Below are 25,264 nucleotides of genomic sequence, written 5' to 3'. Positions count from 1 at the left end.
ACTCAAAATGGAAAAAGCATATTTCCCAATGTTTGTAGATATCTCGGAAATGAAGATCATTGTTGTCGGCGGTGGAACGATCGCCACGCGAAGGATTAAGACCCTGCTGCAGTTTGCATCGGACATAACCGTAATCGCACCTGATGGCACAGATTCCTTGAAGCTGCTGGAAACGGAAGGAAAAATATGCCTTATGCATCGGGAATATCAGGAAGGAGATATTCTCGATGCGGATATGGTTCTGGCGGCAACCGATGATAAGGAACTCAATCAGAAAATTGCACAGGAGTGCCGGAAAAAGGAAACGGAAAGTGGAAAAAGGATACTTCTCAGCGTGGCAAGTGACCGGGAGCTGTGCGATTTTTATTTTCCATCTGTGATTAAACAGGACGATATCGTGGTCGGTATTAATTCCGGAGGGAAAGATCCCGGGAAGGTGAAGAGGGTTCGGGAGAAGATAGAGGGGGTAATTCTTTAGACCACTTTTACAGTTCCATCCTTCCTCCCTCCTGGATTTACTTCATTTTCATCATGAATTTTTCAGCAGCCTTTGAGAATATCTGATATTTTTTCCATACAATACTCATTTCTGCTTCCACCAGTGGTTCCAAAGGCTGGAAGCAGAGACTGCTGTCTTTTGAGGTATGGATGATCCTGTCCAGTCCGATGGCATATCCAAGCCCCTCGTCCACCAACAGGGAAGCGTTGAACAGCAGATTATAAGTTGCCACAATATTCAGCTGTTCTACATCACGGTTCAGCCATGAGAGGAAAAGGCTGTCCTGGTTTCTCTGATGGGAAATGAACAGCGGCTGATCCCACAAGTCTTCCGGCGTGATCGCCTCCTTTTTAGCCAGCACGGAATCTCTGCGCATGAGCACACCCCAGGTATCCTTCGCAGGCATCCTATACGGTAATAACACAGTGATATAAGACTGCGAACGCTTTTGCAGGCGACTAAAAGAAGACAGCAGATGCGGGAATGAACAGATATCTTGCCAAACCGATTAATATTTCCTTTTAGAAGGATTATAAATCATATAATAAGTTACATTTGCCTCGGTATCACAGATTGGGATAGGTATTCTGCCATGAAGCTCCGTCATATCTTTTGCAAGATTCGTAGTAAAACAGGGCAGCGATGACTCGCGGATCAGCTCTTTGAAAGAAAAATCATCTGTCTGCACTAAAAATTTAGAGGAAGGCATTTTTTCACGGCACAGGGTATCCCAGAAGCCGATTTCTGATCGGAGCAGAAAGTTAAAGCCATTCATGTCAGCAAAAGTCAGGCTTTTCTTAGAGGCGAGCTCATGGGAAGGAAGAATGCAGAGCGAGAGGGATTCCTTTAAAAAAGGAACGCATTCAACCGCCGCCTGCTCTATCTTATGGGGAAGGATTCCGATATCGCAGGTTCCGTCTGTGACGTGCCGTATGATTTCCGTTACTTCCACTAAGCTGGAGGAAATGGTCATGTCCGGATGCCTGGTGGACAGCTCCGGAAGCAGGGACCATAATGGGGCGGGAGCACAGGATTCCACCACAATGGTATGCAGACTTTTCTCAAAGACCTGAACCTGCCGTACAGCATTGTCCGCATTCTGCAGAAGAGTTCTGGAAAACTCCACGGCTTTTTGTCCGGTTTCATTTAAAGAGATTCTATTTTTGCCACGGTCAAATAAAGAAACACCGAAAGCGTTTTCCACATGCTGCATGGTACGTGTGATAGTAGGCTGCGAGATATGCAATTGTTCTGCGGCTTTTGAAAGTGTACCGCAGTCTGCAAAAGCAACAAATTGTTCTAATTCAGATAAATCTAACATATTTTCTCCTTACCGTTTCTGGTTTCAGTATTCATTTTATGAAATATAGATTCCAATATTCTTATTGTACATTCTTTCCATTTTCCTGTAAACTTTAATTGTAAAGAAAATCCGGATTGCAAAAAATAAATAGAAAAAGGAGAGAAAATTATGGAATATGTAACATTGAACAATGGAGTGAAAATGCCGAAGCTGGGTTTTGGAGTTTACCAGACACCGCCGGAAGAAACCGAGCGTTGTGTACAGGAGGCCATTGAAGCCGGCTACCGCAGTATTGATACGGCGCAGGCTTACGGAAATGAAGAAGGCGTAGGAAATGCAATCGCAAAGTCCGGCCTGCCAAGGGAAGAATTCTTCCTTACTACAAAGGTGTGGATATCCAATGCCGGATACGAGAAGGCAAAGGCTTCTATCATAGAATCGCTGAAAAAGCTTAAGACAACTTATATAGACCTTCTGCTGATCCACCAGCCTTTTGGAGATTATTACGGAACTTACCGGGCGATGGAAGAGGCATATAAGGAAGGAAAAGTCCGGGCGATCGGCGTATCCAACTTTTACCCGGACCGTTTTATCGATATGCATCATTTTGCGGAGATTAAGCCTGCGGTCAATCAGGTGGAAACCCATGTGTTCCAGCAGCAGAAACTGGCGAAAGAATATATGCAGAAAAATAACTGCCAGATTGAAAGCTGGGGACCTTTTGCAGAAGGAAAGAATGATTATTTTAATAATCCGGTTCTGAAAGAGATTGGTCAAAAACACGGAAAGTCTGCTGCTCAGACAGCACTTCGTTTCCTGCTGCAGAGTGACGTGGTTGTCATCCCAAAATCTACACATAAAGAGAGGATGGAGGAAAACTTTAACGTATTTGATTTTGAACTGACTGCAGAGGAAATGGCAAAAATCGAACAGCTGGATGGTGGAGAGAGTCTGTTCTTCTCACATTATGATCCGGAAATAGTGGAGTGGTTTATGTCAAGGATATAAGGAATGCAGTATATTTGAGGAATTAGTGTGATTCTGTGTCCAGATACTGCCGCAAAACCTCCAAAAACTTTTGTGACGGTTTAGAAAACACCTGATATTTCTTCCAGATAATACTCAGTTCATTTTCAAGCTTTGGTGCAAGCGGCCGGAAACAGAGGCTGCTGTCACCGGAGGTATTGATAATATGATCTAAGCCGATCACATATCCGAGTCCTTCCTCAACAAGCAGGGAGGCATTAAACATAAGATTATAAGTGGCAACGATGTTCAGCTCGGATGCATCACGCTTTAACCATCTGGTAATATCTCCGCCTCTGTTTTCCTGCTGAGAGAGAATCAATGGTTTGTCCCATAAATCTTCCGGATTGATCACTTCTTTTACTGCAAGAGGGGAGTCCTTACGCATTAACACGCCCCATAGATCTGCATCAGACATTTTTAAGGCGTTGTATTTTGTGAAATCTACATTTCCGAATACAATCCCAAAGTCAATCAGTCCCTTATCCAACTGCTCCATGACAAAAGTGGCATTGCCACTGGAAATATGGAAATGGATCCCGGGGTGTGACTTTTGAAGGGTTTTGGCAGCTTTGGCAATCAGGCGCACGGCATCTGTCTCTCCCGTTCCAATATAGACATCCCCCATAATAATATTGTCGGAGAGAGTGATCTCAGTCTCCGTCTTCCTTACCAGAGCCAGAATCTCCTCTGCGCGTTTCCGCAGGATCATCCCTTCTTCCGTCAGGGTTACCTTACGTGATCCTTTTGTTCCCCTTATAAGAAGCTGTTTGCCCAGTTCTTCTTCCATATTTTTTATCTGTGTTGAGAGTGTTGGCTGAGACAGGTGAAGAGACTCAGCAGCCCGCACAATACTTTGTTCTCTCGCTATTGCAAGAAAATAATGAAGCACTCTTAATTCCATTTGGAAATCTCCTTTGCATTTTGACTTTACTAATACTTTAACACGAAAATAAATAGGCTTCAACTATGAAAATCAATATAGTATAAGTATGGGCTATTATAATTGTTTCGGACTTTACTGATAATGAAAAGAAAAGTAGTTTTAAAATTAAAAGAGGAGGCTGATGGAGACTTTTATTATGGAAGGTGGATACAAAGTGTTGACACAGGAGAAAATCAGAGATATCTTTAGGGAGAGCCTGTAACATGGCATACCATTCGCAACGTCCGGCAGCAGCCCGATGGGAAGTACGAATGCAGAACTGGCGGATTCCTGCAAAGGAGCCGATTTGCGGGAAGTCAGGCGCTTGGATGCAGGTACAGGAGAAAAAGAATTGAAGGCATGGGCCGAAAAATTCATATAAAGTTTGTTAGATGCACTTGCCAAAGAATGTAATAAAAAGAGCGGGCTTAACATTCAGATTATACGCTATATAGCTTTATGAAATTATAACATGGCTCCGAGGAGGAAGAGGATGAAAAAGAGATATCTGCTGCTGAGTTTTATGATCTGTGTACTCGGCAGCCGGCTTAAGTTCGTAAATATGTATTATCTGAATATGCCGGAATTGGTGACGGTAATCGCGGCAGGACTTATGGCCGGAGCGGCTGTTTTGTTTTTTAAAAAAGGGAATGGGAAGCTGTTTTCAAAAATTCTCGTGACCGGGTATACACTCATATTTGCGGCAGTGACGATTCTGGGCGCTTATTGCAATCCTTACTGGAACAGTCTTATATATAAAGAGGCCGGGTATACGAAGTCCGGCAGTCAGGAGCTGAGTTACAGGGAGGCGAAGAAGGATATCGACTATCTGATGCATTATCTGAAGAAGAATCATCCCATGTTCTTAAAAGGAGTGCCGCCGGATGTGCAGGAGGCTTATGAAACAGCCTTGGATGAATTGAAAGAGGCGGATACAGTGACAGTGACGCTAATCCATCAGAAAATGCAGAATATCACATCTGTGCTTAAGGACGCGCATACGAGGGCGGAGGCCCAGTATGCGGCTCTGCACAGGCTGGAGGATTTAAGCACCCGGCTGGATTCGGGCATGGAACTGAAAGCGGTCAATGGTACAGCACTTCAGGAACTGCTTGAGCAGAAAGAGAATCTGTATTCCTTTGAGCTGAAAAGCCGGGAGGAGGACAGTATGATCTCACATCTGGGAACGTTGGAAGGGCTGAACTTTCTGGGTCTTGATCCGGATGGAATCCGTTATACATATCAGACGGACACAGGGGAAGAGACAGAATGTACATATTATCCGGATGACTTTGTTTTTAAGGAGGCAGATGAGGCGGACACATCTGGGGACGAAGATGGCATTTCGTTTGTCTCGTATACGGTCGATCCGGAAAAAAGCCTGGCTGTTCTTACATTGAATGAATGTAACTATAATGAGGAATACAGAAATTGTTTAAAGGAGATGTTTGCAGAAGTGGCAGCATCGGATATCCGGAATGTAGCGGTGGACCTCAGAAATAATGGAGGCGGAAACTCCTCGGTTGCAAATGAGTTTCTGCATTATCTGGACATAGACAGTTACAAAGGGATCGGAGCCAGAGTGCGGTATGGTCCGTTCTGTCCGGAGTCGGAGCCGGAGATGCAGACAAATAGTAAATATCAGGATCTGCTTTTTCATGGCAGGGTATTCCTGTTAACCTCTTCGAAAACGTTCAGTTCCGCAATGCTGTTTGCCGAATACATCAAGGATAATCAACTCGGTGTTATCATCGGGGAGGCACCGGGCAATGCCCCGGTTGGCTGCGGTGATATAGCAGTTTTTCAGGCACCGTCTTCAGGATTGTACTTTAAGGTTTCAACAAAATATTTCCTTAGAGCCGATTCTGAGGCCGAAGAGAATGTTATCGCCCCCGATATCTCGTGTGATGAGGCGGATGCCCTGAAGGTATTAGATGAAAACTTACTGTAAAAGCTCCTGGAATACTCACTTATAATCCTCCACATAAATATAAGGAGGATATGCTTTTGGTTGTGATAAATGGATGGGGTTTGACAGGCAAAAAGAAACGGCAAAGCACCTGCCGTTTCTTTTTTACAAATCATGTTTAAGGATGCGTTTTTGTGCAATCTCATAGACTTCGTCATCGTCCCGTGCGCCGATTACAACAATCAGCATATCGTCATCACGGCGGATGAGCTGGTAGACGATACACAGCCCCGCACCGCGGAGCTTGACTTTTAAAAAGCCGGAAAGATTAGTGTTGTTTTTATTTCCCGGGAGTTTTCCATAGCCGCCTTCGTTTTCTGGTAATGGATTCTGGCAGACTTTCTGAATCACTTTCCGAATCATGATTTTCTGGCTGCCATCCAGTTTGCGGAGGTCTTCAAGGGCTTCTGGAAGGTATTTGACATCCCAGCTCATTCAAATTCAATGTCGTCCGTTTCTTCATAGTCTGCGAGGTTGAATCCAAATTCCCGGTCCACCGGTTCCTGGGAGATAACGGTGGAGGGATTAAAAGCAGACATGCGTTGTGTGGCAGTGGCTAAGAGCTTTGCATCATTTACCTCATCCAGAAGGTGGATATATTCTTTCGGGGAAAGAAGGACACACTCCGGAGAGTTGTTCTTCATGACAACCTTGGCACCATGGCGTTTTACGTCTTCAAAGATTTTCCCGGCTAATCCACGGTTGAACTGGGAAATGGGTCAGGTACTAATACTCTAGCACAAAACAAATAGGTTTTAACTATGAGAATGAATATAATATAAGTATTGGCTATTATATCCGATCTGGACTATACTATAATTGAAAACGGAAACTGTTTTAAAAGCAGGGGGGATGATAACAGAATGAAAAGTATTGAGAAGAGAGAAGCAGTAGCTCAAAATCTAAAAGATGCGGGGTGCAGCACAGATGCGATTCAGGATTTTATGGAATATTATGACACGGGAAATGTGCGTGAACAGCTGCTGTTACTGGAAAGACACCGAAAGCAGCTTTTAAGCGAGGTGCATAAAGAAGAGAGACACATTTCCTGTCTGGATTACCTTGTTTACCAGATTAAAAATAAAATGCAGGATAAGACAATTGAATAGGGAAGTTATGGAGAACATAAAGCAATGGAATTAAAAGATTTTATAGAAGATATGGATAGCGGTAAATGGATACCCGTTGACACAGAAGCACGTGAGTATATGCATAAACTATCACAGGAAGCTTTGCGTATTACGGCAGAATTAAATGGAAGCTATCATACCCCGGAGGAAGTCAGGGCACTCATGGAACAGCTCACCGGAAAACCAATAGATGGAACATTCTGTATGTTTCCGCCCTTTTATACAGACTGTGGGAAGAACCTTACAATTGGGAAACATGTATTTTTGAATTCAGGCTGTAAGTTTCAGGATCAGGGAGGAATTACTATCGGTGACGGCACCCAGATCGGACACAATGTTGTTCTTGCAACACTGAATCACCATCTGGATCCTGAGCGCAGAGGAGAGATTCTGCCCGCGCCGATCCATATAGGAAGAAATGTCTGGATAGGCGCTAATGCAACTGTCCTTGCAGGAGTCACAATCGGTGATGGTGCAGTGGTTGCGGCAGGAGCTGTGGTGACCAGAGATGTTGCCGGGAATACGGTTGCAGGCGGTGTGCCTGCGAGGGTGATTAAAATAATAGACGGTAATAAATAACTTGGTAATGAATAACGTTAATGATAGGAGGTATTGATTATGAGTAAGGTATTAGTGGCATATTTTAGTGCCAGCGGAGTCACTGCAAAACTGGCAGAACGACTTGCAAAGGCAATCGGAGCAGATTTGCATGAGATTCAGCCGGAGGTTCCTTACACAGAAGCGGATTTGAATTGGATGGATAAAAAGAGCCGTAGCAGCGTAGAAATGAACGACAAGTCTTTCAGGCCGGCGGTGGCAAACAAAGTGGAGAACATGGAGCAGTACCAGGTGATTTTCACAGCCTTTCCTAAAATGCAGTATTGTATTTAGGTGTGTATAGAGTACATACAGTGAGAAAAGATGGGAATATAGGTACAGAAGACACAGTTGATAGGAAAATATGTGTATATAGTAAATAGAGTAATTGTGAATGACTAGCGTTGGAAGAAAATTCCGAGAGCAGGTCATTTTTGATTGTATAAATTTGGGTGAATTAATTTTATTCATACACATCGTAAATGAAATAGAAGTAGAAGCTCTTTTAAATTTACGTTATAATAGTAGTAAATATTTTGAAATGAGAGCAGGAAAATTTATGGTATCTAATTATTTTATAAAATGTAATATTTGTGGAAAAATATGTGATTTGAAATATCAAATGGGTTTTTTAAAAAGACATCCGATAAGATATAAATGTAGTTGCGGTGTTTCTATTAGGGGAGAATATAGAGAAGATGAAAAAATTGTTTTTGAAAATGCGTCTATTATCACTGAAGATAAAACACCAAATTATGTTGTTGTGTCATCAGGAGAGTTTTTAACAAATTTGCCATATCATGTCGATTCTTTTGAAGATACTATAACGATAAGCCCTTTTATTAAAGCAGTACAAGACATGAACTATGAAGAGTATAGAAAAACATTTTCTAGTATTATACATTACCGAGATACAAGAAGGTCATTTGTGCGGGCAGTGAATGAGTTATACTCAGCAAATAATAAAGAAACACTTATTTCTATTATAAAAGAAAAATTTGATCGAAATGGACAGTTTTTTCCCCTTAATAATGATGCAGACATTTTACGTGCTGTAACAATGATTAATCAGTTTCAATTTTTGAGTTTGGGAAATGATAATCAAACCCAGATTGTAACAAATCAGTTTTTTACTACATATAAAAAATACTCGGAAGAAGTTAATAAACTAATCGAGTTTTTATCAGGATTAGTTTATCTCTTTGAATGCAAGAAACAGCTACACAATATTTGCGATCATATATATGAAAAAATAGAGTTGTTATTTCCGGCAATTAGTATTGATTTTTATAAAGAAAAAGCAAGTTGCTTATCTGGAAAATATGCTATTACGACGGCCTCATTTGAGGATATTAAGCAACTTTATGTTGATTTATATGAATTGATTTGCAACTTGCTAATTATACCTATAGGTCTAGACAATATTATAGAGAGAACTAATTATAATGAGATGAGACAAATCCAAGGCTTAAATATTTCTTTACTTGAAGAAGTTCCTGGTATGAGGAATAAGGGAAATATTATTAAATTAATTGATAATAATGCACCTTTTGAATCACTTATATGTACATGTTTAAATTCAGATATTAGAAATAGTATCGGACATTTTAGTTATGAGTCGGAAGAGATTGCCGATAGTTATGGACAAACTATACGATTTTTTGATTCAAAAGACCGGAGTAAGTCAATAGATATGTCTCTTGTTGAAATTTGTTATGATATTTGGCAGATGTATAAATGTTTGGGAGTCTTTAATGAATTGATTCATCATATTGAAATTCAAATTTTAGCGAATAAAGGTATTATGCCATCATTTATTACAGATAAAAATGTAAGAGAAAAGGTATTGGGATTAGAAAAAAAGAAAAAGAAAGTTTATCCTAATGATGTATGTCCTTGTGGGAGTGGATTGAAATATAAAAAATGTTGCGGAAAATCTAGATAATAAAATGTTGTTTATATAAGTGTGTTATAGCTTTAAAAAAGAAATTATTTTAGGAGAAAAATTAGTGTATGGAAAGGCAGAAAGAGTATGAACTAAGAAACAAGATAGCAGATGCTATGGAAAAAGATGTTAACAAAATATTTTATGAAAGTATACAGTTACTCAACCAAGATTTTTATAAAGAAATTCTTTTTCCACTTACTATTTTAGAAATGACTTTTAAAATGAAATCGGATCAGTCGGTAGCAGATGGTTTGGCAGATTCAAATGAGTATCTCATATTGGTTAATCCTCTTCGGGAAGCTATATATTGGTATATTCATAAAGAATTGGCATCAAATAAGCGGATTATATTTTCAAAGAGAACAGATATTCCTAGTGAAGAGGAAAGGAAGTCGTTTATTAAGTATGTATTGCAGCTACATGATAATTTTAAGCGTGGAGAACAGATTAGAGAGATTCGTAATTGTGCCTCAAAAGTGATGTTGAATTCAGAAGGGGATAATAAATATAGCCTTTATTTTCCTGTTATTTCGGAAAAGTACAATAAAGAATTATTATACTATTATGGTTTGGATGATATTTTAAATTCAGAAGCAGAAAGGTCAGTATTTGTTGAATGTGAGAAATATTTACATAATAAAATTAATGTGAAAACATTGATAACACACCCTAGAAAAGTTTACATTTATTATAATATTTTAATAGGAATGGCAAATTGTATTGATCTTAAATATTTTGAACTGTGTAAAGAACGTGTAGCATTGGATATAAATAAAATATCATCGTCATCACTTAGAAGCAAAAATGACCATACAAATAAAGTGGTTATCGAGAGTAAAGATGAATTAGTTACTTTTTTGGCGTTGTTCTATTATTTGAGTAGACTTTGTATGCAGAAATATATGTTAGTTTCTGCAACGATGGTTGGTGAATTAGAATTTGTATGTCAGTATGACCTCTCGAAGATATTAGCGTTAGGAAAACGGGTAGGACTTTCAAGGGAGGCTATTATAAATTATATTGATTATTTTTCGTTGGACATTAATATTACAAATGGAAATTTTACTGAATTTCCATTATTAAAATTTAAAAACAAGATTATCTGGATACCGAGTTCCATAGTGTTAAATGATTTTCAATTTTCAATAGTAAATGGGCATTATTATAAAAGCATTCGTTTCGAAAATAAGGACGAGACGGTTTCACAATCAATTATTGATTATATAATTAACCATAGTAGTAAATATTTTAATGTTCATTACACCACAAATTTTATTTATTCGGTACCGAATGTGATGTTTAAGGGTAAGCCCTTTAATAGTGATATTGATGTTGCAATATATGATCAAGTGAGAAAAAAATTACTAATTATAGAGTGTAAATGGAAGGAAAATGTGTATCAAAACCGTGAAAATTACATAAGAATTGAAGATGCCTTAAAGAAAATATATGATAATCAATTGGAAAAGCATCAAGCTTATTTAGAAAGTGATATTAATAATTTGAATAAGTTATTTAATAATCAGATTGATTTTTCTAAAGAGGGAGAGGTTGATACTTTATATCTTTTTGTAGATAAAAGAATACAATATCATGATAATGCAACAAATCGGCATGCTATTCCCATTTTTATGCTTGCGTATCTTTTTGAAAAAAATTCATCAAATAATCAATTAATTTTAACAGATGTATTTTCGGAAATACGGGAGATGCAAAGTAAGGTAAGTTATGAAAGAAGGCGGTTGAAAGAACCAGTACCTATCGGAGAAATAACAGTAATATAAAATTGCTAAACAAAGGGAAAAGCGACTATTTTAGTGAATGAAATAGATTAAAAAATTAGTTTGTTAAAATTCAATTTATAAATTAATCAGCAGTTAGTCCATCGTACTCGCTATTTAGCGCTTACGAATAAAGAAGGGAGTGATTGCGATAGTTATCGTAATTGATCATGGCTATTCAGCCATCAAAACAAGGCAGGTGTGTTTCCTGACAGGAATCACACGCTATGAGTATGAGCCATATACCATGCAGAATGTCTTGCAGTATAAAGGCAGTTATTATGTCTGCGATACCGGACGCCAGACACTGGTAAAAGATAAAACCGCCAATGAAAATTATTACCTGCTGACAATGGCAGCGATCGCACAGGAGATACAAAAGAGGAGGGGCGAACGTACTGCAAAGGTTGTTCTTGCAGCCGGACTTCCACTGGCGGGATTCGGCAGGGAAAAGCAGCCATTCAGGGAGTATCTGTTCCGGAAGGAGCAGCCGCTTTGTTTCCAGTATGAAAAGGAACGGTATGAGATCCACATTGAGGATGTGAAGCTGTTCCCCCAAGGGTATTCGGCGCTGGCTTTGTACCCGGAATATCTAAAAGATGAACCATCAGTTTTGTTGATCGACATCGGTGTATGAATGAGATTATGGAGCAGGTGCGAAGAAACACCGGACTGTCTGTGACAGATGCCCCGATCGAACGTGTCTTAAACGGAAAGTCCTGCAGTATGCCGCAGGAAGTTGTGTCCATCATTACGCATCAGGGCAGGCGGTATATTGAGAAAATTCTGTCTGCCATTACGGAAGCAGGCTTTGACCTACGGGCAGTACCCTCGGTATTTATGGGCGGAGGTGCCGCCATTTTAAAGCACCGTGTGACCGCACAGGACCGCTTTTGCCGCCCGATTTACCTGACAGATGCTATGCTAATGCTGCCGGGTATAACGGATTGTGGGGCAGATGAGAACGCTGTGAGCTGTCCCGCTTTTTCGTTTTGCCTAAGTCAGCAGAACTCAGAACACCAGAGGGCATGGGAAATCTTGTGAAGTGTTCCGAAGGGCAGAAGAACCAATATCTGGTGGAAGCTATCCTGAAAATGGAAGATGGTCAGATGGAGAATGAGTGAAAGGGGGCAAGTGGAAGGTATATATCAGCAAGGTCTGCTTTGGGCGAGAGTGACGAATTATTGGTTAAGCTGGTTGTAGCTGGTGACTGGTAGTAAGGTATGGGTTTCCATTCCAATGCTTTTGTCAAAGATGTGGTTATTTGAGTGGAAAACATGGAACAGTAAGAGAAGAGTTCTTTTGATAAGACATAATCTGAGAGTTATTACTTTCCAAATTGTTTTATCTTTAGATAGTAAGTAGTTTGCCAAGTTATCTATTCCAATGAGGTGGAAACATGATATACTTTAACGAAAAGTATGGAATTTAAATACATAAATTACGGACATATAGATAATAAAAAAGGTAAGGCAAGCGATATTTATATTGGGAGGAAAATGAATAGCAGAAAATCAAAACACAGAATGGAAAGAATCCTGGCGTGATGAATATTTGAAATGGATCTGCGGTTTTGCAAACGCTCAAGGCGGCAAGATATATATTGGAACCGATGACAACGGTAATGTCATTGGCGTGCCAGACAGCAAAAAGCTGAAGGATTATATTGAAATATGTGTGAATCCGAGTAGTTATCCGGTAAATTATAAAGGCGAATATCATTATCGCAGCGGTAGTACAAAGCAACTTCTCAGGGGAGCCGTTTTGACGGAGTTTTTACTATCAAAAACGGGATATAAATGGGATGCGGTTCCGGTGGATGGTGTTACAGTTGAAGATCTGGATAAAGAGAGTTTTGACATTTTCCGGCGAGAGGCTCTGCGAAGCGGATGCATGACGGAAAAAGATTTGAACATGAGCAATGAACAGCTTTTGGACAGCCTAGGTCTTCTTGAGAATAGGAAGCTGAAACGTGCAGCAATTCTCTTATTTCATCGCAATCCGGAAAAATGGGTTACGGGTGCATATATTAAAATCGGATATTTTGGCGAAGGCTCTGATTTGCGTTATCAGGATGAGATTCATGGCTCTTTATTTATACAGGCGGACAGGGTCATAGAATTGATCTATCTGAAGTATATGAGAGCCATCATATCCTATGATAACGTCACCAGAATTGAGACATATCCTCTTCCTAAAGCGGCAGTTAGGGAAGCGGTATATAATGCGATTATTCATTCAAATTATGCGGCGTTAGTTCCAATACAGATTCGGATACATGAGGATGCGGTATACATCAGTAATGATTGTGTCTTTCCGGTAGGCTGGACAGTAGAGACTTTGATGGAAAGACATCGTTCACAGCCTTACAACCCCAATATAGCCAATGGTTTTTTTAGAGCAGGATATGTAGAGACATGGGGACGAGGAAAAGAAAAAATTTGCGAGACATGTAAAAAACATGGTGTTCCAATACCGGAATATACGCTTCACTTAGAAGATATTATGGTAAAATTTACGCCTTTAGGACAGAAGAATGTTTTAAAAGATCACAATGTCCTAATAAATGACCCATTAAATGTCCTCTTAGATGTTTCGTTGGAGGAAACAGTATTATCAGCAATGAGAGAAAATTCTCATATCACACAGGCACAGCTTTCTCAAAAACTGAATCGTTCTGATAGGCAGATAAGACGAGTTATAAAAGAACTGAGAGAAAAAGGGATTATTGAGCGTATTGGTAGCCGCAAATCAGGACAATGGGTCGTTAAATAGCATTTTACTCAGAGAAAAAGATATGAAGAAAAAACTTCCGCTTGATCAGGAAATCTATCTGCCGGAATATTTCAGTGATACTGTTGCAAGAACCTTTGAAAAAGAGTCCGAACGGAGAATCCTATACTGGGATTTTAGAAAAACTCTTGATGAAAAGGTGAAAATGCAGATAGAAATACTTCTGAATGAGATTGTAAAATTAATAAAAAACCGAGAAGAGAGACGAAACGGGTATGTGCTTCCACTCAAGTGTCTGTTTTGTTATGCTGAAAAAAGTGGAATGAGAGATATTATGAAAATGGAGGCGGATCAAGAGCAGGAATACTTTTGTATGCTTAAAGAGGAATATGCCAATCCTTGTTTGCGGTCAAAAAAATTCATCCTTTTTTGCCGTAAGGTATTATTTCTGAAAGCCGAGGAAATAAGTTGGGGAGCTAATGTTTGGTTTATAGAAAAACTGAATATTTCATCAGAGAGATATAGCCGAAGCAATGCCATTGAAAGTTTTTCTTTTTTAGATATTCATTCCAGCGATAATCGTCAGAGCCTGCAAAGATACTTGAAATATCTTTTGATGGTTACTTCCTTAAATTTAGGAACCATCCGTATTCATCATACTTATATCAAAGAGTTTTTGAGATTTTTGGAAGAATGTGAAAAGAACATAGCAGATATTGAGCATAATTCTGTAGGGGAATATTTAAAAAGATTGTCTATGCAGCATATCTCTGCCGAAAGTTATAATAACAAGCTGCGGGTTATTTCGTCATTTTTGCATTATCTGCAGGTACAGGAGAAAAAGAATTGAAGGCATGGGCGGAAAAATTCATATGATATTGCGAAAAGGCGTGCTCCGGATATTTTAGCCGTGACGCCTTTGCAAAAGCATACAGGTGACAACAAAGAACTGCTGATCGATCCAGGGGCGCCCATACGATATGGAGGTCAGCACGGCTGTCAGTCAGAATAAAAGTGTTTTGTCCGAAGAATATTCGTTTTCTATCATCCGGTTCATTTCTTCCGGGCTTTCAATACAGCCATTCGTAAGCCAGCGTTCGATCACAGCAATCAGACCTGCGCAAAAAAAGGTCTGATGATAGAGAAGCTCTTCTTCCGATGCATAATGAAGCCGTTTAAGCAGCAGGTGCAGCTTATTCTGTAGTGCATTGGGAAGGAGAACTTCTCTTTGTTCTGAAAAGCGGCTGTTGTGAAAATAGTATTGGAAGAAAGCTGCGTGCTCTTTTATAAACTCAAAAAGCTTTATAAAACCGTTTTCTACTCTGCTGCCATTCTCTGGCAGAAAAAATTCCATAATCTGCTTATACATCTCACCTATTAATTCCCTCATCAATGCCGGAATATCATCGTAATGCCCGTAAAAGGTAGTCCGGTGGATCTGGGCATGGGCGCAGATCTCACTGACGGTAATCTTTTCTGGTTCTTTTTCTTCTAACAGATTTAAAAACACCCATTTAATCTTGTTCCTGGTTTCTATATATCGCTTATTCCCTTTTGTGTTCATACTGCCTCCATTATTTCTACACATATAGCAATATTGTCTCTTGTGGTGCGGTTTCAAGATGATTATACTAGAAATATATTAAATCTACAAGTGGTGTATTAATAGGAGGAGATACGATGCAGCAAAATCAGGAAATGTTGGAAAAGGGTTCTTATGGGAGTTTGATCTTAAAATTGAGCATACCGACGATTATTATTATGCTTGTTATGATCATTTATAATATGGCAGACACCTTTTTTATCGGCCAGACAGGGGACCCGAATAAGATTGCGGCGATTTCGCTCTGCGGCCCGCTCTTCTCTGTCCTGTCCGGATTGGGAACTTTATTTGGCAGTGGCGGCTGTACCGCAATTTCGCTGGCGCTTGGAAAGAATGAACGGGGGCGTATCAAGGCGGTTACCAGTGTATGCTGTTATGGAGCACTTTTGATCGGGATCATTTTTTTGGTATTTGTGTACTTTTTTACACCGATTATCTGCACAATGCTAGGAGCAGATGCAGATACCATAGATTATACAGTGAAATATCTCAGGGTGATCGCACTTGGTGCCCCTCTGATCTTGTTCAATAACGTTTTTGCCAATATTATCCGTGCAGATGGAGCAGCAGCCCAGTCGATGATCTCCAATCTTCTCGGGACATTTGTGAATATTGGATTGGACGCGCTGTTTATTATGGGGTTTCAATGGGGAGTAACCGGAGCAGCAGCTGCCACAGTGATTGGAAATACTGTAAGTTGTCTGTATCTGTTTTACTACATTACCAGAAAGCAGCCGGCATTTTCATTGAATCCCGGGGATATCTGCCTGAAATCAGAAATTTTGACTCCTGTTTTGACACTGGGACTTCCTATGGCCTGCAGTACATTGCTGATGAGTTTTTCTGGTATGCTTGCCAATCGGCTGATGACAGGGTACGGAAATACAGCGCTCGCGGCAACAGGGGTCTCAGGAAAGATCGGCATGCTGCTCACCATGCTGTCTATGGGAATCTGTATGGGATTCCAGCCGGCGATTTCTTACAATTACAGTAAAGGAAACCGGGCGAGGATGGTTCAGATTATCCGAAATACAGCCATTTTTACGGTTGCAGTTGGAAGCGCTTTGACAGTCATATGTCTGGTATTTAGAAATAGTATCATCGCAGCTTTTATTGATAATGAAGAAGTAATAAAATATGGGCAGGTTATGGTGATAGCATCACTCCTTGCCGGTCCGATCTATGGTCTCTATCAGCTATGCCAGACATTCCTGCAGTCCACGGGGAAAGCGGCTTATGCAACGTTTGTATCGGTTCTTGATAAGGGCCTCGTCTATATTCCGGTTTTGTATTTGCTGGAACATTTTTTCGGGGCTTATGGAATTGCATTTACATCATTTGTAACGCTGATTTTTTCACTTACAGTTGGAATTCTGTGCAGTATCCGTTGGAACCAGTCTTTAGAAATATGCGTCAATAGTTAAAGCATATGGTTTACCGCTGCATGATTACGAAAATATTCAGGAGCAGCTTGGCAGCCTTTACGGAGAGGAGGTAAATAAGTTGAACTTTTGTTTTCAAAGTGATAATATTATCCTATCTAATAGGCAGGAGGAAACAAAAGTGAGTAAGAAATTAATGGAAGTCATAACAAATCCTGTAAAGTGTAAGCTTTTATTCGAGATCGAGGCGTGCCGGCAGACGACGGCAAAGCACCTGGCCGAGAAGTTCAATGATATCCCTCAGGCAACGCTGTATCGTTATCTTAAGAAGATGACAGAAGACGGGATCTTGAAAATCGTAGACCAGACACAGATCCGGGGGGCTGTTGAGCGGACTTACAGTGTTGCCATTGACTTAAACGCAGATGGGATAGAGATGCTGGATCATAATTCCGGTCAATTATATATGCAGGCTTTTACCCAGTTCGTTATGGGCTTTATGAAGCAGTTCCAGGAGTACTGTGACCGTGACGGTATTGATATTAAGAAGGATAAATCTGGCTATTCCCTGGCCCCTTTATATCTGACAGATGAGGAGCTGGAAAGTCTTATGACAGATATACATGAGGACATAAAACCATACATGAACAACGAACCTTCAGCAGGCAGGAAGCTGCACTCCATTGGTTTGATCGTTTCGCCTCCAACAAAAAAATAGTTTGAAAGAAAAGATTTCATTTGAAATATAGTCTTTTATTCCCCCAATAATCTCTCATTTGAAAAAAGTGGGAGATTTTATTTGACTTATTATTATCATAGTGATATTATTATCTTAATGATAATAATATCACTATGGAGGTAATCATTATGAAGAAAAAAAGTATCATCATCACAGTCGTATCCTTTGTTTTCTTAATCGCGCTGACATTCGTGCTGCCCGGGGAAATTCCACTGCACTTTGGGGTGTCAGGTTCGGGCCCGGAAGTAAACAAATTCTGTATTCTGTTGTTTACACCTGTGCCGGCATTCATCTACTGGGCAACTGTGAAAAAGTACAAAAATTAAGTGGCGAAAAGGGAAAAGGAGGTCCGTATCAGATGAGCAGCGTATTGGAGATCAGAAATTATTCTAAAGTGTATTCCGATCAAAAGAAGGCGGTTGATAACCTGAACCTGACTGTTAAGGAAGGAGAGATCCATGCATTTATCGGACATAACGGTGCAGGCAAGACGACCACGATCCGTGCCGTGGTCGGGATCATGGATTTTGACGAGGGAGAGATCCTCATTGATGGTCATTCCGTGAAAAAGGAGCCGGTAAAGTGTAAGTCGATGACCGCATATATCCCCGACAACCCGGACCTGTATGATTTTGTTACGGGGATCCAGTATTTAAACTATATGTGCGATATGTTCTCGGTTCCGGCAAAAGAACGGGCTGCAAGAATACAAAAGTATGCGGATATCTTTAAGATCACGAACAGCTTAGGAGATCTGGTCGGTTCTTATTCTCACGGCATGAAACAAAAGCTTGCCCTGACAGGGGCATTCGTACACACTCCAAAACTGTTGGTATTAGATGAGCCGTTTGTTGGTCTTGATCCGGAAGCGTCATTCTATTTAAAAAAGATGATGCGGGAATTGTGCGATACGGGAGCGGGTATCTTTTTTTCGACACATGTTCTGGAAGTGGCAGAGAAGTTATGCGATAAGGTTTCCATCATCAACGGCGGCAGGCTGGCAGAAAGCGGAACCATGGAAGAGATCAAAGGCAGCCACAGTCTTGAAGATGTATTTATGGAGGTTGTTGAAAATGATCAAAAAATATAGCTATCTTCTGCGGATGCAGTTTTATCATCTTTTGGGGATAAACCGTCTGCTCCATACCCATGATGCAAAGGAAAAACAGCGTTTTGTAATCGTCGGAGTTTTAGGCTTTATAGCCGTTTCTATTCTCATTGGCTACACGGCAAAATTAAGTCACAGCATGGCAGAGGCCGGACTGGCAGAAGCACTTCCCTCCATGATGCTTGTGATCTGTTCTCTGGCGGCATTGATGCTGACATTTGTAAAAAGTACAGGTGTACTCATCGGCCTGAAAGATTATGATATGGTGATGTCAATGCCGGTGAACAGTCTGGCGATCGTTATGAGCCGGATCACGATGCTTTATTTCATCAATTTACTGATCGGTTTTATTGCGATGCTGCCATCCGGCATCGTATACAGTATGTACATGCACCCGGACTTTAGCGGATATTTGTTTCTGCTTGGCACCCTTCTTTTCTCACCTCTGATCCCGATGATGATCTCATTGACCCTGGGGGTTTTGATCGTTGCAGTATCATCACGGGCAAAGCATAAGAATCTCTTTTCCTTATTGTTAAGTATCACCGGTGTGCTGCTGATTGTCTTTGCCTCTGCAAAAACGCAGACCATGGACACTGCTCAGATCACGGACATAGGCGCAGTTGTGACGGATGCGGTCAATCAGTTTTATCCTCCTGCAAAGCTGGTTTCCAAGGCGCTTCTACATCATGACTGGGGCAGCTTTTTTATCTTTACCGGCAGTTCACTGGCAGTGGGAGGTGCATTTGTCATCGTGTCCGCACATTTCTATCAGCGTTTGAATACGGCCGTGTTTTCCCACCGTGCAGATAAAAATTACGTCATGGGGAGGTTCAAACAGACATCGCCTTTTATGGCGTTATATAAGAAGGAGTTAAGCCGTCTGGCCTCATGTACGATCTACGCCTTAAACTCATGTATAGGGATCATCCTGCTCCTGGTTGTCTCGATCATGGCTGTTTTCTTATTCACGGACACTCTAAAAGTACAATTAGAGAGATCCGGTATGATGGATATAATAAGAAATGTCCTGCCGCTGGCACTTGCGGTCTTTGTGAGTATGACTTCCACAACGGCCCCCTCCCTTTCACTGGAAGGGAAGAACCGCTGGATCATGTGTTCTGTTCCGGCAGATGCAGGAACCATTTATGATGCCAAGATCGCGGTCAATCTGACGGTGATACTGCCGGTCCTAACGATAAGCACTTTCTTGTTGAGCATTGCATTCCGGCTTTCGGCGGTACAGATGATACTTACGTTTGTCACACCCGCCGTCTATGCCTTTTTTATCTCGGTCCTTGGCATTTTTCTGAACATCAAGTTCCCGAAATACGACTGGACGAGTGAATATTATGCGGTAAAAGGAGGCGCGGTCTCTGTCCTGGCCACAATTGGAACGGGCATGGCCGGCAGCATGCTCCCGCTGTATCTTAGTATCTTTTTTTCGAAATATTGTGTCATCATCATTCTGTGTACGACGGTTATGATCCTGGCTGCAACAGTACTGGTGTATCAAAGAATCTGCAGGACAAAGATTTATGCAGTGTAACAAAATAAAGGAATCATGTTGTAAAATAACAGGCCCACTGTTCCTCTCCAAGCTCGTAATATTACTTGGGGGAAAACAGTGGGCCCGTTTTGTCAGATCTGCCGAATAATATCCCAGACACACACATTATGTGCTTTCAGCGGACTGTCCAGGCTGAGGGTCTCTTCTACTTTCAGGAAAATCGTCCTTTCCTCCGGCAGGCAGGCACGCTGCAGGTAGTTTAACTGTTCCCGGACCGGAAGCTTGATATCCATCAGATATTCGATCTCATCGATATTGCTGACTGCGAATCCTCCGATCCAGAGATCCAGGATACTTCCGTTGGCGCGGTCCAGCAAAAAGCGGCTGATCCGGTAGGTGCCGGGGGTCAAGTTTAGCAGGTCAAAACACATCTGGATAGGCGGAGTATTTTCAAACAGTTTATAAGTGTCCGCAAAAGAGATTTCCTTTTCAGACTTAAGCACGGTTGATGCCAGAAAATGTGAATAGTTGAACGTCATGATCTGGTAGTGGTCCGCTCCGCTCTGCGTGACACAATAATCAGGTCCCTTCTGGATCAGTCTGGTCCCAAGGTAGTTCAGCATCTGAAAAGCATAATAAGAGGGCATGGCCGCATGGTCCTTATTGAACAGGCCCTGTCCCCAGAAATACAGAGGTTCTGCCTTTGTTGGATCCTGGAGTGAGGTGGAGTCACTAAAGATCCAGTAACCAAGCATATCACAGTAAGGTGCAGCCTCCAGAGCTGTCTTGCAGATGAAAGCAGCCTGAAAGCAGGAATACTGGATGGGGATATTAGGAATAAAGACCGAGTTCCATTCCGTGATACGAAAGGGGATTCCCGGAAAATATTCTGCGGCCAGATCATGCACTGTTTTGGCCCGTTTGGAAAAAATATCCTTGTCTGTGCTGATAATATACTGCGAATCCTCCAGCTTCGTCAGAAGATTAAAGTAAGCAGAGAGAAAATCGGGCCGTATTCCCTTTTCCTGCAGATCCTTTAAAATAAGACGAAGCTCTTCCGGCCTCTGGCAGGAATCGAGTCCGGGGCCTCCCAGCTTAGCACCGGGCAAATGCTTTTCGATCAGAAGCTGGATCCGTTTGAAATCTGCTGCATACTGGGCAGAAGATTCTTTGGGGGTCTTCCACAATTCAAATATCCATTTGGAGGTCCAAGCGTCAGGATAGGATGACCGGCAGTAGAGGAGAAACGCCTCAAACAGATCAAAAAAGCGGTTGTTCCTCGGTATGGAGGAGGCCTCGGTAATCGTAGCTGAAGATACATTGTAGTTATAAGGAAGCCTGGAAAGCTCGATCATTGGGAAAAAACCGTATCGATATAAAAAGTCCAGCGCATTTTCCACATCCAGAAAGTAATATTCAAAATCAGGGAGCACCCTGGGAATAAACGCACTGCTGATCAGCCCCTGAATACGGAGATATTCAAGCTTTAGCGGCTGTCTGGCTTCTGTAAGCTGTCTTCTGAAATCTTCCATGAGAAGGTTTTTTGCGGAACCAATATTCATAAGCTTGGTGAATTTCCTGGCAAAAGGGACAGAATCCTGTACGTCGATCGCATGCTGCTGCCGGTAAAGCATATCGGCACCAAAGGGGTGGTCCGTTTTTTCTGTGAGCTCCAGGCTCAGGTACTCTTCCTGTAAAAGCTCATTCTGTTTGGACTTCCGGTATTTACTGGGGGTGTCCTTATATTGGCTTCGGAATGCCTTGCTGAATGCGGTGATATCGGAAAAACCATGGCGGATCGCGATATCTGTGATGGAATCATCCGTATAGCAGATATCGCGGTATGCATGGAACAGCCTTTTTTCCAGCAGATATTCTTTAAAGTTCTTATGAAGATATTTCTTAAAAAACTTGGAGAGGTACTGCGGGGTCAAAAATAGGGCTTCTGACAGCGATGACAGGGTCAGTGGTTCCTGATAATGCCCGTCGATATACTCAATGATAGTACTGACACGCTGCTGGTATTTTTCCGGGATCTCATGATCCAGAGAGGCAGCGAGACAGTTTCCCTTTTTCAGCTGATCCAAAAGCTGGAACAAAAGCCCATAGATGGCGAGATCATGGGCGGAGGCATCTTCCAGATACTTTGCGGCAATTGCCGTGATGATCTGCTTGATCACCGTATAATTATTATTGGGCTCGAGAACAGAATCGCAGATCAGGGTCTGGAAGCTTCCCAGGTGCTGCTCTACAAAATAGGATTTAATTCCCATGTGCAGGATCGTGCCCCCTATGTCAGAATCCAGACAGTATGGTGTCTCCGGCCCGATGATACTGAGATCTCCCAGTGAGTAATCAAAAAGCTCATCGGCCCTGGAGATCGTAAGCCTGCCAGACAAAAGATAGATCACATCATAGGAATCGTGACAGATTTCTGCCGGCTTTGTTACATTCGTATAGTTTAAAAAAGTGATGGGCAGTGTATTGGATATATCCATATTAATCAGCCTCCTTGTTTAGGGTGTGGACAGAAGTGATCAGGTCGATCTTAAGAAGGCGGACCTCCTGTCTGCCGGATACCGCCTGTATGGTCAGCGGCTGTCCGGGCCGGACTTCGATCGTTCTCAGTTTCGGTATGAGCTGGGAGTCAAGCTTTAATGCCTGGATATCATTAGGCTTGGAAAGGTTCAGACAGCCGATTTTCCTCCATTGGGCCAAAAGATTGCTTTCCTCACCTGAAATGACATATTCTTTGACCAGATAGGTCCCCGGCCGGACATCATTTAACCGCACTTCCCAGGTCTTGGGTTCGGAGCGTAAGAAGATGTCCTCTGGCCTTTTAAAGTCCCTGATGCTAACATTTTTCTGACAGAAATCAGGAGTAATATGCTCATAATGATAAAAGAGGCATTGAAAGCTATAGTTGGAATGGCAGGTCAGTATGTAAGGCGCCTCATTTTTCAAAAGATAACTGCCCAGCCGGGCGAGCAGCCGATAGGTATGGTAGGAGGGCTTTGGAATATCCTGGTCTGTAAAAAGCCCCCATCCCCCGAACAGCAGGTCCAGAGAGTCCACATACCGTAAGGGGACATCCGACAACAGGTAGTATCCCATGGCCTGGATGCCGAGCTCTGCAGCGGCTGCCAGTGTCTTGGCAAGAAAGGCGGCCTGGTAGGCAGAATCATTGAGTAAATTTCTGGAAGAAAGATTGGAATTAAACTCGGTGATCCAAATCTCCATATCAGGAAACTGCCCCCTGGCAACATCACGCAGTGCGCGAAGCCTTTCGATAGAAAGGTTTTCATTTGTAGAGAGGGAGGCCTGTGCATCGTCACTGGTCAGTGGATAGATATAAGCGCTTACAAAATCAGGCATGGTCTGGTTTGCAGAAAAAAGAGAAAAGATCTCTGCCAGTCTCTGAGGGCTTTTCCAATAATTAAAACCAGGACCGCCGACCTGGCAGCGGGGACTGTAAGCCCGGATGATCTCCTTGATCCGCCGGAAATAGCGCACATATTTCATCAGAGGGAAATTCTCTGCAGATTCCACAAAGTCATAATTTGTATAACTGATCTCAAACCGCCACTGATCCACGCAGTCCTGCCCATAACGGTTGATGCAGGAGCGCAGAAAGTCAGGAAGAAGTTCCATAAGCCGGTCGTAATAAGCGGCAGAGTCCTTGTTCAAGTTGACCGGGACTGTTTCTAATAGATTCAGCTGGATGCGGAACAGCTTATTGCTAAGTTCCAGAAAGGGCAGTATATCATGCTCGATCATGACATCCAGCAGACGGAAGATGCGGTTATAATCGTAGAGTGTTCTGGTGCCAACGGTATACTCTGTGACCAGGTCGAACAGCCGGCAGATCCGGCCATAGGAAAAACCGATCTCCTCCTGGGTACGGATGAGTTGATTGAAGATCTGGATGCTGCTAAAATCTGAGGCATATCCCAGATTGATCAGACGCCTCCAGGAGGCAGTAAAAGTAGTATCCATAGACACATCAGCCTCGACAACGCAGGGAAGTGCCTCTGATGACTTCTTTTTGGAAGCATATCCTGCGAAACGGGAAAGATATGTCTTGGCACTATCCGGCGGCAGGAGAGAAGAAAGCGCACTCCGGCTTATGGCCGTTTTGTGAGTAAGCCGGATGGAGGCAGCGTATTGAAGCAGGGGGCCGGCCTGGTTAAGTCCAACCCTGCCGTAGACCTCCTCAGGTGTAAGGCTGGTAAAAGCAAGATAGACAGAGCCTTTCTGGCAGCGGACGTTCTGGACATACTGATGAAAGGTCTGATTCATAAATTTTTTGAAAAAATTGGCAAAATACTGCGGAGTCACCTGGAAATGGGCAGCGGCTTCGCTGAGGGAAAGCTCGTCTCTATAATTCTCCTGTACATAGCCCAGGATCTCTGACAAAAACTGTATCTGCTTCTGAGTCATGATCTCAGGCGAAGGAGGAAGCTGCTCTGCCAAAGGATACAGCTTTGCAAGCTCTCCAAGCAGGGGCAGCAAAAGCGAGGACTCCTGGTATGGATCTGGAGAGGGCTCCTGGCAGGAAAAAAGCGCATATTCTGCTATGTGGGAAAAAAGCCCTGCGGCATGCCGGAAAACTGCAGGTTTCAAAAAGAGCTCATCCCTGTCCAGGACATCATAAAGAAGTTCAGGGGCAAGGGCAAGATTCACAAGGATGCAGCTTCCTTCTGGCTCGATCACAGTCTTTGTGAAAGGCGGCAGCAGTAAAACAGCCCCTTCCTTATAAAGAACAGCATCGGAAAGGAAGGCAGCATGCCCCTCCAGAATACCGACTAATTCAAAGTCGGGAGAATAAAAATCATCCTTTTCTGTGAGATAATGTACGGTACATGAACGAAGCAACGCATTTAATTCTTTGATAAAGCGCATGAGGCACCTCCGGTATTTGAAAAATATGTGGCATTTATATTTGTAATGTACCATATGGGAAGAGGGCAGTCAATAAACAGGAATATTAAAAAATAGAAAAATAAATTAA

25 protein-coding genes and 1 pseudogene are annotated in these 25,264 nt (G+C 42.0%); 18 read left to right on the top strand and 8 right to left on the bottom strand.

Features of this window, described 5'->3' with window-relative positions; translation table 11 throughout:
* Window positions 1-7 precede the first annotated feature (7 nt).
* Window positions 8-478, top strand: coding sequence for a precorrin-2 dehydrogenase/sirohydrochlorin ferrochelatase family protein (locus AC4OGX_RS20545; protein ID WP_493332690.1), 471 nt, complete (start codon window positions 8-10; stop codon window positions 476-478).
* A 37-nt stretch (window positions 479-515) separates the two neighbouring features.
* On the opposite strand, the gene AC4OGX_RS20540 is transcribed toward AC4OGX_RS20545, so the two are convergent.
* Together AC4OGX_RS20540 and AC4OGX_RS20535 are read right to left on the bottom strand one after the other, a co-directional pair.
* Window positions 516-923: a LysR family transcriptional regulator substrate-binding protein gene (locus tag AC4OGX_RS20540; protein ID WP_493332689.1), complete on the bottom strand. Its 408-nt coding sequence runs from the start codon at window positions 921-923 to the stop codon at window positions 516-518.
* Between the two features lie 84 nt (window positions 924-1,007).
* The gene (locus AC4OGX_RS20535) at window positions 1,008-1,820 is read right to left on the bottom strand and encodes a LysR family transcriptional regulator (protein ID WP_493332688.1); all 813 of its coding nucleotides are present in this window, start codon (window positions 1,818-1,820) and stop codon (window positions 1,008-1,010) included.
* A gap of 150 nt (window positions 1,821-1,970) precedes the next feature.
* On the opposite strand from AC4OGX_RS20535, the gene AC4OGX_RS20530 reads away from it, so the two are divergent.
* Window positions 1,971-2,810, top strand: a complete 840-nt coding sequence (locus AC4OGX_RS20530; RefSeq protein ID WP_493332687.1) for an aldo/keto reductase — start codon at window positions 1,971-1,973, stop codon at window positions 2,808-2,810.
* A gap of 22 nt (window positions 2,811-2,832) precedes the next feature.
* Here the strand turns inward: AC4OGX_RS20530 and AC4OGX_RS20525 are convergent, their stop codons facing one another.
* Entirely contained in the window at window positions 2,833-3,732 is a 900-nt protein-coding gene (locus AC4OGX_RS20525; protein WP_493332685.1) for a LysR family transcriptional regulator, read from the bottom strand.
* Between the two features lie 250 nt (window positions 3,733-3,982).
* Here AC4OGX_RS20525 and AC4OGX_RS20520 point away from each other — a divergent pair, with 250 nt between their 5' ends.
* On the top strand, window positions 3,983-4,135 hold the full coding sequence (locus tag AC4OGX_RS20520; RefSeq protein ID WP_493332738.1) for a flavodoxin: 153 nt from the start codon (window positions 3,983-3,985) through the stop codon (window positions 4,133-4,135).
* A gap of 111 nt (window positions 4,136-4,246) precedes the next feature.
* Window positions 4,247-5,704: a S41 family peptidase gene (locus AC4OGX_RS20515; RefSeq protein WP_493332684.1), complete on the top strand. Its 1,458-nt coding sequence runs from the start codon at window positions 4,247-4,249 to the stop codon at window positions 5,702-5,704.
* Between the two features lie 123 nt (window positions 5,705-5,827).
* Here the strand turns inward: AC4OGX_RS20515 and AC4OGX_RS20510 are convergent, their stop codons facing one another.
* The gene (locus tag AC4OGX_RS20510; RefSeq protein ID WP_493332682.1) at window positions 5,828-6,157 is read right to left on the bottom strand and encodes a type II toxin-antitoxin system RelE family toxin; all 330 of its coding nucleotides are present in this window, start codon (window positions 6,155-6,157) and stop codon (window positions 5,828-5,830) included.
* On the bottom strand, window positions 6,154-6,366 hold the full coding sequence (locus tag AC4OGX_RS20505) for a hypothetical protein (protein WP_493332681.1): 213 nt from the start codon (window positions 6,364-6,366) through the stop codon (window positions 6,154-6,156). The genes AC4OGX_RS20510 and AC4OGX_RS20505 overlap by 4 nt, the downstream gene beginning before the upstream one ends.
* Window positions 6,367-6,585: 219 nt before the next feature.
* Between AC4OGX_RS20505 and AC4OGX_RS20500 the strand changes: the two genes are divergently transcribed.
* The 9 genes and pseudogenes from AC4OGX_RS20500 to AC4OGX_RS20460 all read left to right on the top strand — a co-directional run bounded on the left by AC4OGX_RS20500 (window position 6,586) and on the right by AC4OGX_RS20460 (window position 14,761).
* The gene (locus AC4OGX_RS20500) at window positions 6,586-6,831 is read left to right on the top strand and encodes a MerR family transcriptional regulator (protein WP_493332680.1); all 246 of its coding nucleotides are present in this window, start codon (window positions 6,586-6,588) and stop codon (window positions 6,829-6,831) included.
* Window positions 6,832-6,855: 24 nt separating this feature from the next.
* On the top strand, window positions 6,856-7,431 hold the full coding sequence (locus tag AC4OGX_RS20495) for a DapH/DapD/GlmU-related protein (RefSeq protein WP_493332679.1): 576 nt from the start codon (window positions 6,856-6,858) through the stop codon (window positions 7,429-7,431).
* 39 nt (window positions 7,432-7,470) lie between these two features.
* Window positions 7,471-7,734 (top strand): annotated as a pseudogene (locus AC4OGX_RS20490) (flavodoxin); the annotation flags it as partial.
* Between the two features lie 163 nt (window positions 7,735-7,897).
* Window positions 7,898-9,394: a YecA family protein gene (locus tag AC4OGX_RS20485; RefSeq protein ID WP_493332678.1), complete on the top strand. Its 1,497-nt coding sequence runs from the start codon at window positions 7,898-7,900 to the stop codon at window positions 9,392-9,394.
* 68 nt (window positions 9,395-9,462) lie between these two features.
* Entirely contained in the window at window positions 9,463-11,181 is a 1,719-nt protein-coding gene (locus AC4OGX_RS20480; RefSeq protein WP_493332677.1) for a hypothetical protein, read from the top strand.
* Between the two features lie 139 nt (window positions 11,182-11,320).
* Window positions 11,321-11,815: a ParM/StbA family protein gene (locus AC4OGX_RS20475; protein WP_493332676.1), complete on the top strand. Its 495-nt coding sequence runs from the start codon at window positions 11,321-11,323 to the stop codon at window positions 11,813-11,815.
* A complete protein-coding gene (locus AC4OGX_RS20470; RefSeq protein ID WP_493332675.1) occupies window positions 11,812-12,222 on the top strand; it encodes a hypothetical protein in 411 nt (136 codons plus the stop codon). Before AC4OGX_RS20475 ends, AC4OGX_RS20470 begins: the two co-directional genes overlap by 4 nt.
* A 510-nt stretch (window positions 12,223-12,732) precedes the next feature.
* The gene (locus AC4OGX_RS20465) at window positions 12,733-13,953 is read left to right on the top strand and encodes an ATP-binding protein (protein ID WP_493332674.1); all 1,221 of its coding nucleotides are present in this window, start codon (window positions 12,733-12,735) and stop codon (window positions 13,951-13,953) included.
* A 22-nt stretch (window positions 13,954-13,975) separates the two neighbouring features.
* Window positions 13,976-14,761, top strand: a complete 786-nt coding sequence (locus AC4OGX_RS20460; protein ID WP_493332673.1) for a site-specific integrase — start codon at window positions 13,976-13,978, stop codon at window positions 14,759-14,761.
* A gap of 153 nt (window positions 14,762-14,914) precedes the next feature.
* Here the strand turns inward: AC4OGX_RS20460 and AC4OGX_RS20455 are convergent, their stop codons facing one another.
* Window positions 14,915-15,475: a TetR/AcrR family transcriptional regulator gene (locus AC4OGX_RS20455; RefSeq protein WP_493332672.1), complete on the bottom strand. Its 561-nt coding sequence runs from the start codon at window positions 15,473-15,475 to the stop codon at window positions 14,915-14,917.
* A gap of 116 nt (window positions 15,476-15,591) precedes the next feature.
* Between AC4OGX_RS20455 and AC4OGX_RS20450 the strand changes: the two genes are divergently transcribed.
* The 5 genes from AC4OGX_RS20450 (at window position 15,592) to AC4OGX_RS20430 (ending at window position 20,292) form a co-directional block, all read left to right on the top strand.
* A complete protein-coding gene (locus tag AC4OGX_RS20450) occupies window positions 15,592-16,938 on the top strand; it encodes an MATE family efflux transporter (protein WP_493332670.1) in 1,347 nt (448 codons plus the stop codon).
* 139 nt (window positions 16,939-17,077) lie between these two features.
* Window positions 17,078-17,614, top strand: a complete 537-nt coding sequence (locus AC4OGX_RS20445) for a helix-turn-helix domain-containing protein (protein ID WP_493332669.1) — start codon at window positions 17,078-17,080, stop codon at window positions 17,612-17,614.
* Between the two features lie 149 nt (window positions 17,615-17,763).
* Window positions 17,764-17,961, top strand: a complete 198-nt coding sequence (locus AC4OGX_RS20440) for a DUF1648 domain-containing protein (protein WP_493332668.1) — start codon at window positions 17,764-17,766, stop codon at window positions 17,959-17,961.
* 32 nt (window positions 17,962-17,993) lie between these two features.
* Window positions 17,994-18,725 carry an ABC transporter ATP-binding protein gene (locus tag AC4OGX_RS20435; protein WP_493332667.1) on the top strand — a complete coding sequence of 244 codons (732 nt, stop codon included), beginning with the start codon at window positions 17,994-17,996 and terminating at the stop codon, window positions 18,723-18,725.
* Window positions 18,709-20,292: a hypothetical protein gene (locus AC4OGX_RS20430; protein WP_493332665.1), complete on the top strand. Its 1,584-nt coding sequence runs from the start codon at window positions 18,709-18,711 to the stop codon at window positions 20,290-20,292. Before AC4OGX_RS20435 ends, AC4OGX_RS20430 begins: the two co-directional genes overlap by 17 nt.
* Window positions 20,293-20,384: 92 nt before the next feature.
* Here the strand turns inward: AC4OGX_RS20430 and AC4OGX_RS20425 are convergent, their stop codons facing one another.
* The gene (locus AC4OGX_RS20425) at window positions 20,385-22,751 is read right to left on the bottom strand and encodes a GH39 family glycosyl hydrolase (RefSeq protein WP_493332663.1); all 2,367 of its coding nucleotides are present in this window, start codon (window positions 22,749-22,751) and stop codon (window positions 20,385-20,387) included.
* A 1-nt stretch (window position 22,752) separates the two neighbouring features.
* Window positions 22,753-25,155 (bottom strand): GH39 family glycosyl hydrolase, encoded by a 2,403-nt coding sequence (locus AC4OGX_RS20420; protein ID WP_493332662.1) that lies wholly within the window; start codon window positions 25,153-25,155, stop codon window positions 22,753-22,755.
* Between the last annotated feature and the right edge of the window lie 109 nt (window positions 25,156-25,264).

It is taken from the genome of Faecalicatena sp., from assembly GCF_058819085.1.
This window is presented reverse-complemented; position numbering and strand designations above follow the sequence as displayed.

What these genes read in the sequence shown, in the direction of transcription:
- AC4OGX_RS20545 (WP_493332690.1), top strand. Translation starts at nt 8, where the DNA reads ATGGAAAAAGCATATTTCCCAATGTTTGTAGATATCTCGGAAATGAAG.
- AC4OGX_RS20535 (WP_493332688.1), bottom strand. Translation starts at nt 1,820, where the DNA reads ATGTTAGATTTATCTGAATTAGAACAATTTGTTGCTTTTGCAGACTGC.
- AC4OGX_RS20530 (WP_493332687.1), top strand. Translation starts at nt 1,971, where the DNA reads ATGGAATATGTAACATTGAACAATGGAGTGAAAATGCCGAAGCTGGGT.
- AC4OGX_RS20525 (WP_493332685.1), bottom strand. Translation starts at nt 3,732, where the DNA reads ATGGAATTAAGAGTGCTTCATTATTTTCTTGCAATAGCGAGAGAACAA.
- AC4OGX_RS20515 (WP_493332684.1), top strand. Translation starts at nt 4,247, where the DNA reads ATGAAAAAGAGATATCTGCTGCTGAGTTTTATGATCTGTGTACTCGGC.
- AC4OGX_RS20510 (WP_493332682.1), bottom strand. Translation starts at nt 6,157, where the DNA reads ATGAGCTGGGATGTCAAATACCTTCCAGAAGCCCTTGAAGACCTCCGC.
- AC4OGX_RS20505 (WP_493332681.1), bottom strand. Translation starts at nt 6,366, where the DNA reads ATGAAGAACAACTCTCCGGAGTGTGTCCTTCTTTCCCCGAAAGAATAT.
- AC4OGX_RS20500 (WP_493332680.1), top strand. Translation starts at nt 6,586, where the DNA reads ATGAAAAGTATTGAGAAGAGAGAAGCAGTAGCTCAAAATCTAAAAGAT.
- AC4OGX_RS20495 (WP_493332679.1), top strand. Translation starts at nt 6,856, where the DNA reads ATGGAATTAAAAGATTTTATAGAAGATATGGATAGCGGTAAATGGATA.
- AC4OGX_RS20480 (WP_493332677.1), top strand. Translation starts at nt 9,463, where the DNA reads ATGGAAAGGCAGAAAGAGTATGAACTAAGAAACAAGATAGCAGATGCT.
- AC4OGX_RS20470 (WP_493332675.1), top strand. Translation starts at nt 11,812, where the DNA reads ATGAATGAGATTATGGAGCAGGTGCGAAGAAACACCGGACTGTCTGTG.
- AC4OGX_RS20460 (WP_493332673.1), top strand. Translation starts at nt 13,976, where the DNA reads ATGAAGAAAAAACTTCCGCTTGATCAGGAAATCTATCTGCCGGAATAT.
- AC4OGX_RS20455 (WP_493332672.1), bottom strand. Translation starts at nt 15,475, where the DNA reads ATGAACACAAAAGGGAATAAGCGATATATAGAAACCAGGAACAAGATT.
- AC4OGX_RS20450 (WP_493332670.1), top strand. Translation starts at nt 15,592, where the DNA reads ATGCAGCAAAATCAGGAAATGTTGGAAAAGGGTTCTTATGGGAGTTTG.
- AC4OGX_RS20440 (WP_493332668.1), top strand. Translation starts at nt 17,764, where the DNA reads ATGAAGAAAAAAAGTATCATCATCACAGTCGTATCCTTTGTTTTCTTA.
- AC4OGX_RS20435 (WP_493332667.1), top strand. Translation starts at nt 17,994, where the DNA reads ATGAGCAGCGTATTGGAGATCAGAAATTATTCTAAAGTGTATTCCGAT.
- AC4OGX_RS20430 (WP_493332665.1), top strand. Translation starts at nt 18,709, where the DNA reads ATGATCAAAAAATATAGCTATCTTCTGCGGATGCAGTTTTATCATCTT.
- AC4OGX_RS20425 (WP_493332663.1), bottom strand. Translation starts at nt 22,751, where the DNA reads ATGGATATATCCAATACACTGCCCATCACTTTTTTAAACTATACGAAT.
- AC4OGX_RS20420 (WP_493332662.1), bottom strand. Translation starts at nt 25,155, where the DNA reads ATGCGCTTTATCAAAGAATTAAATGCGTTGCTTCGTTCATGTACCGTA.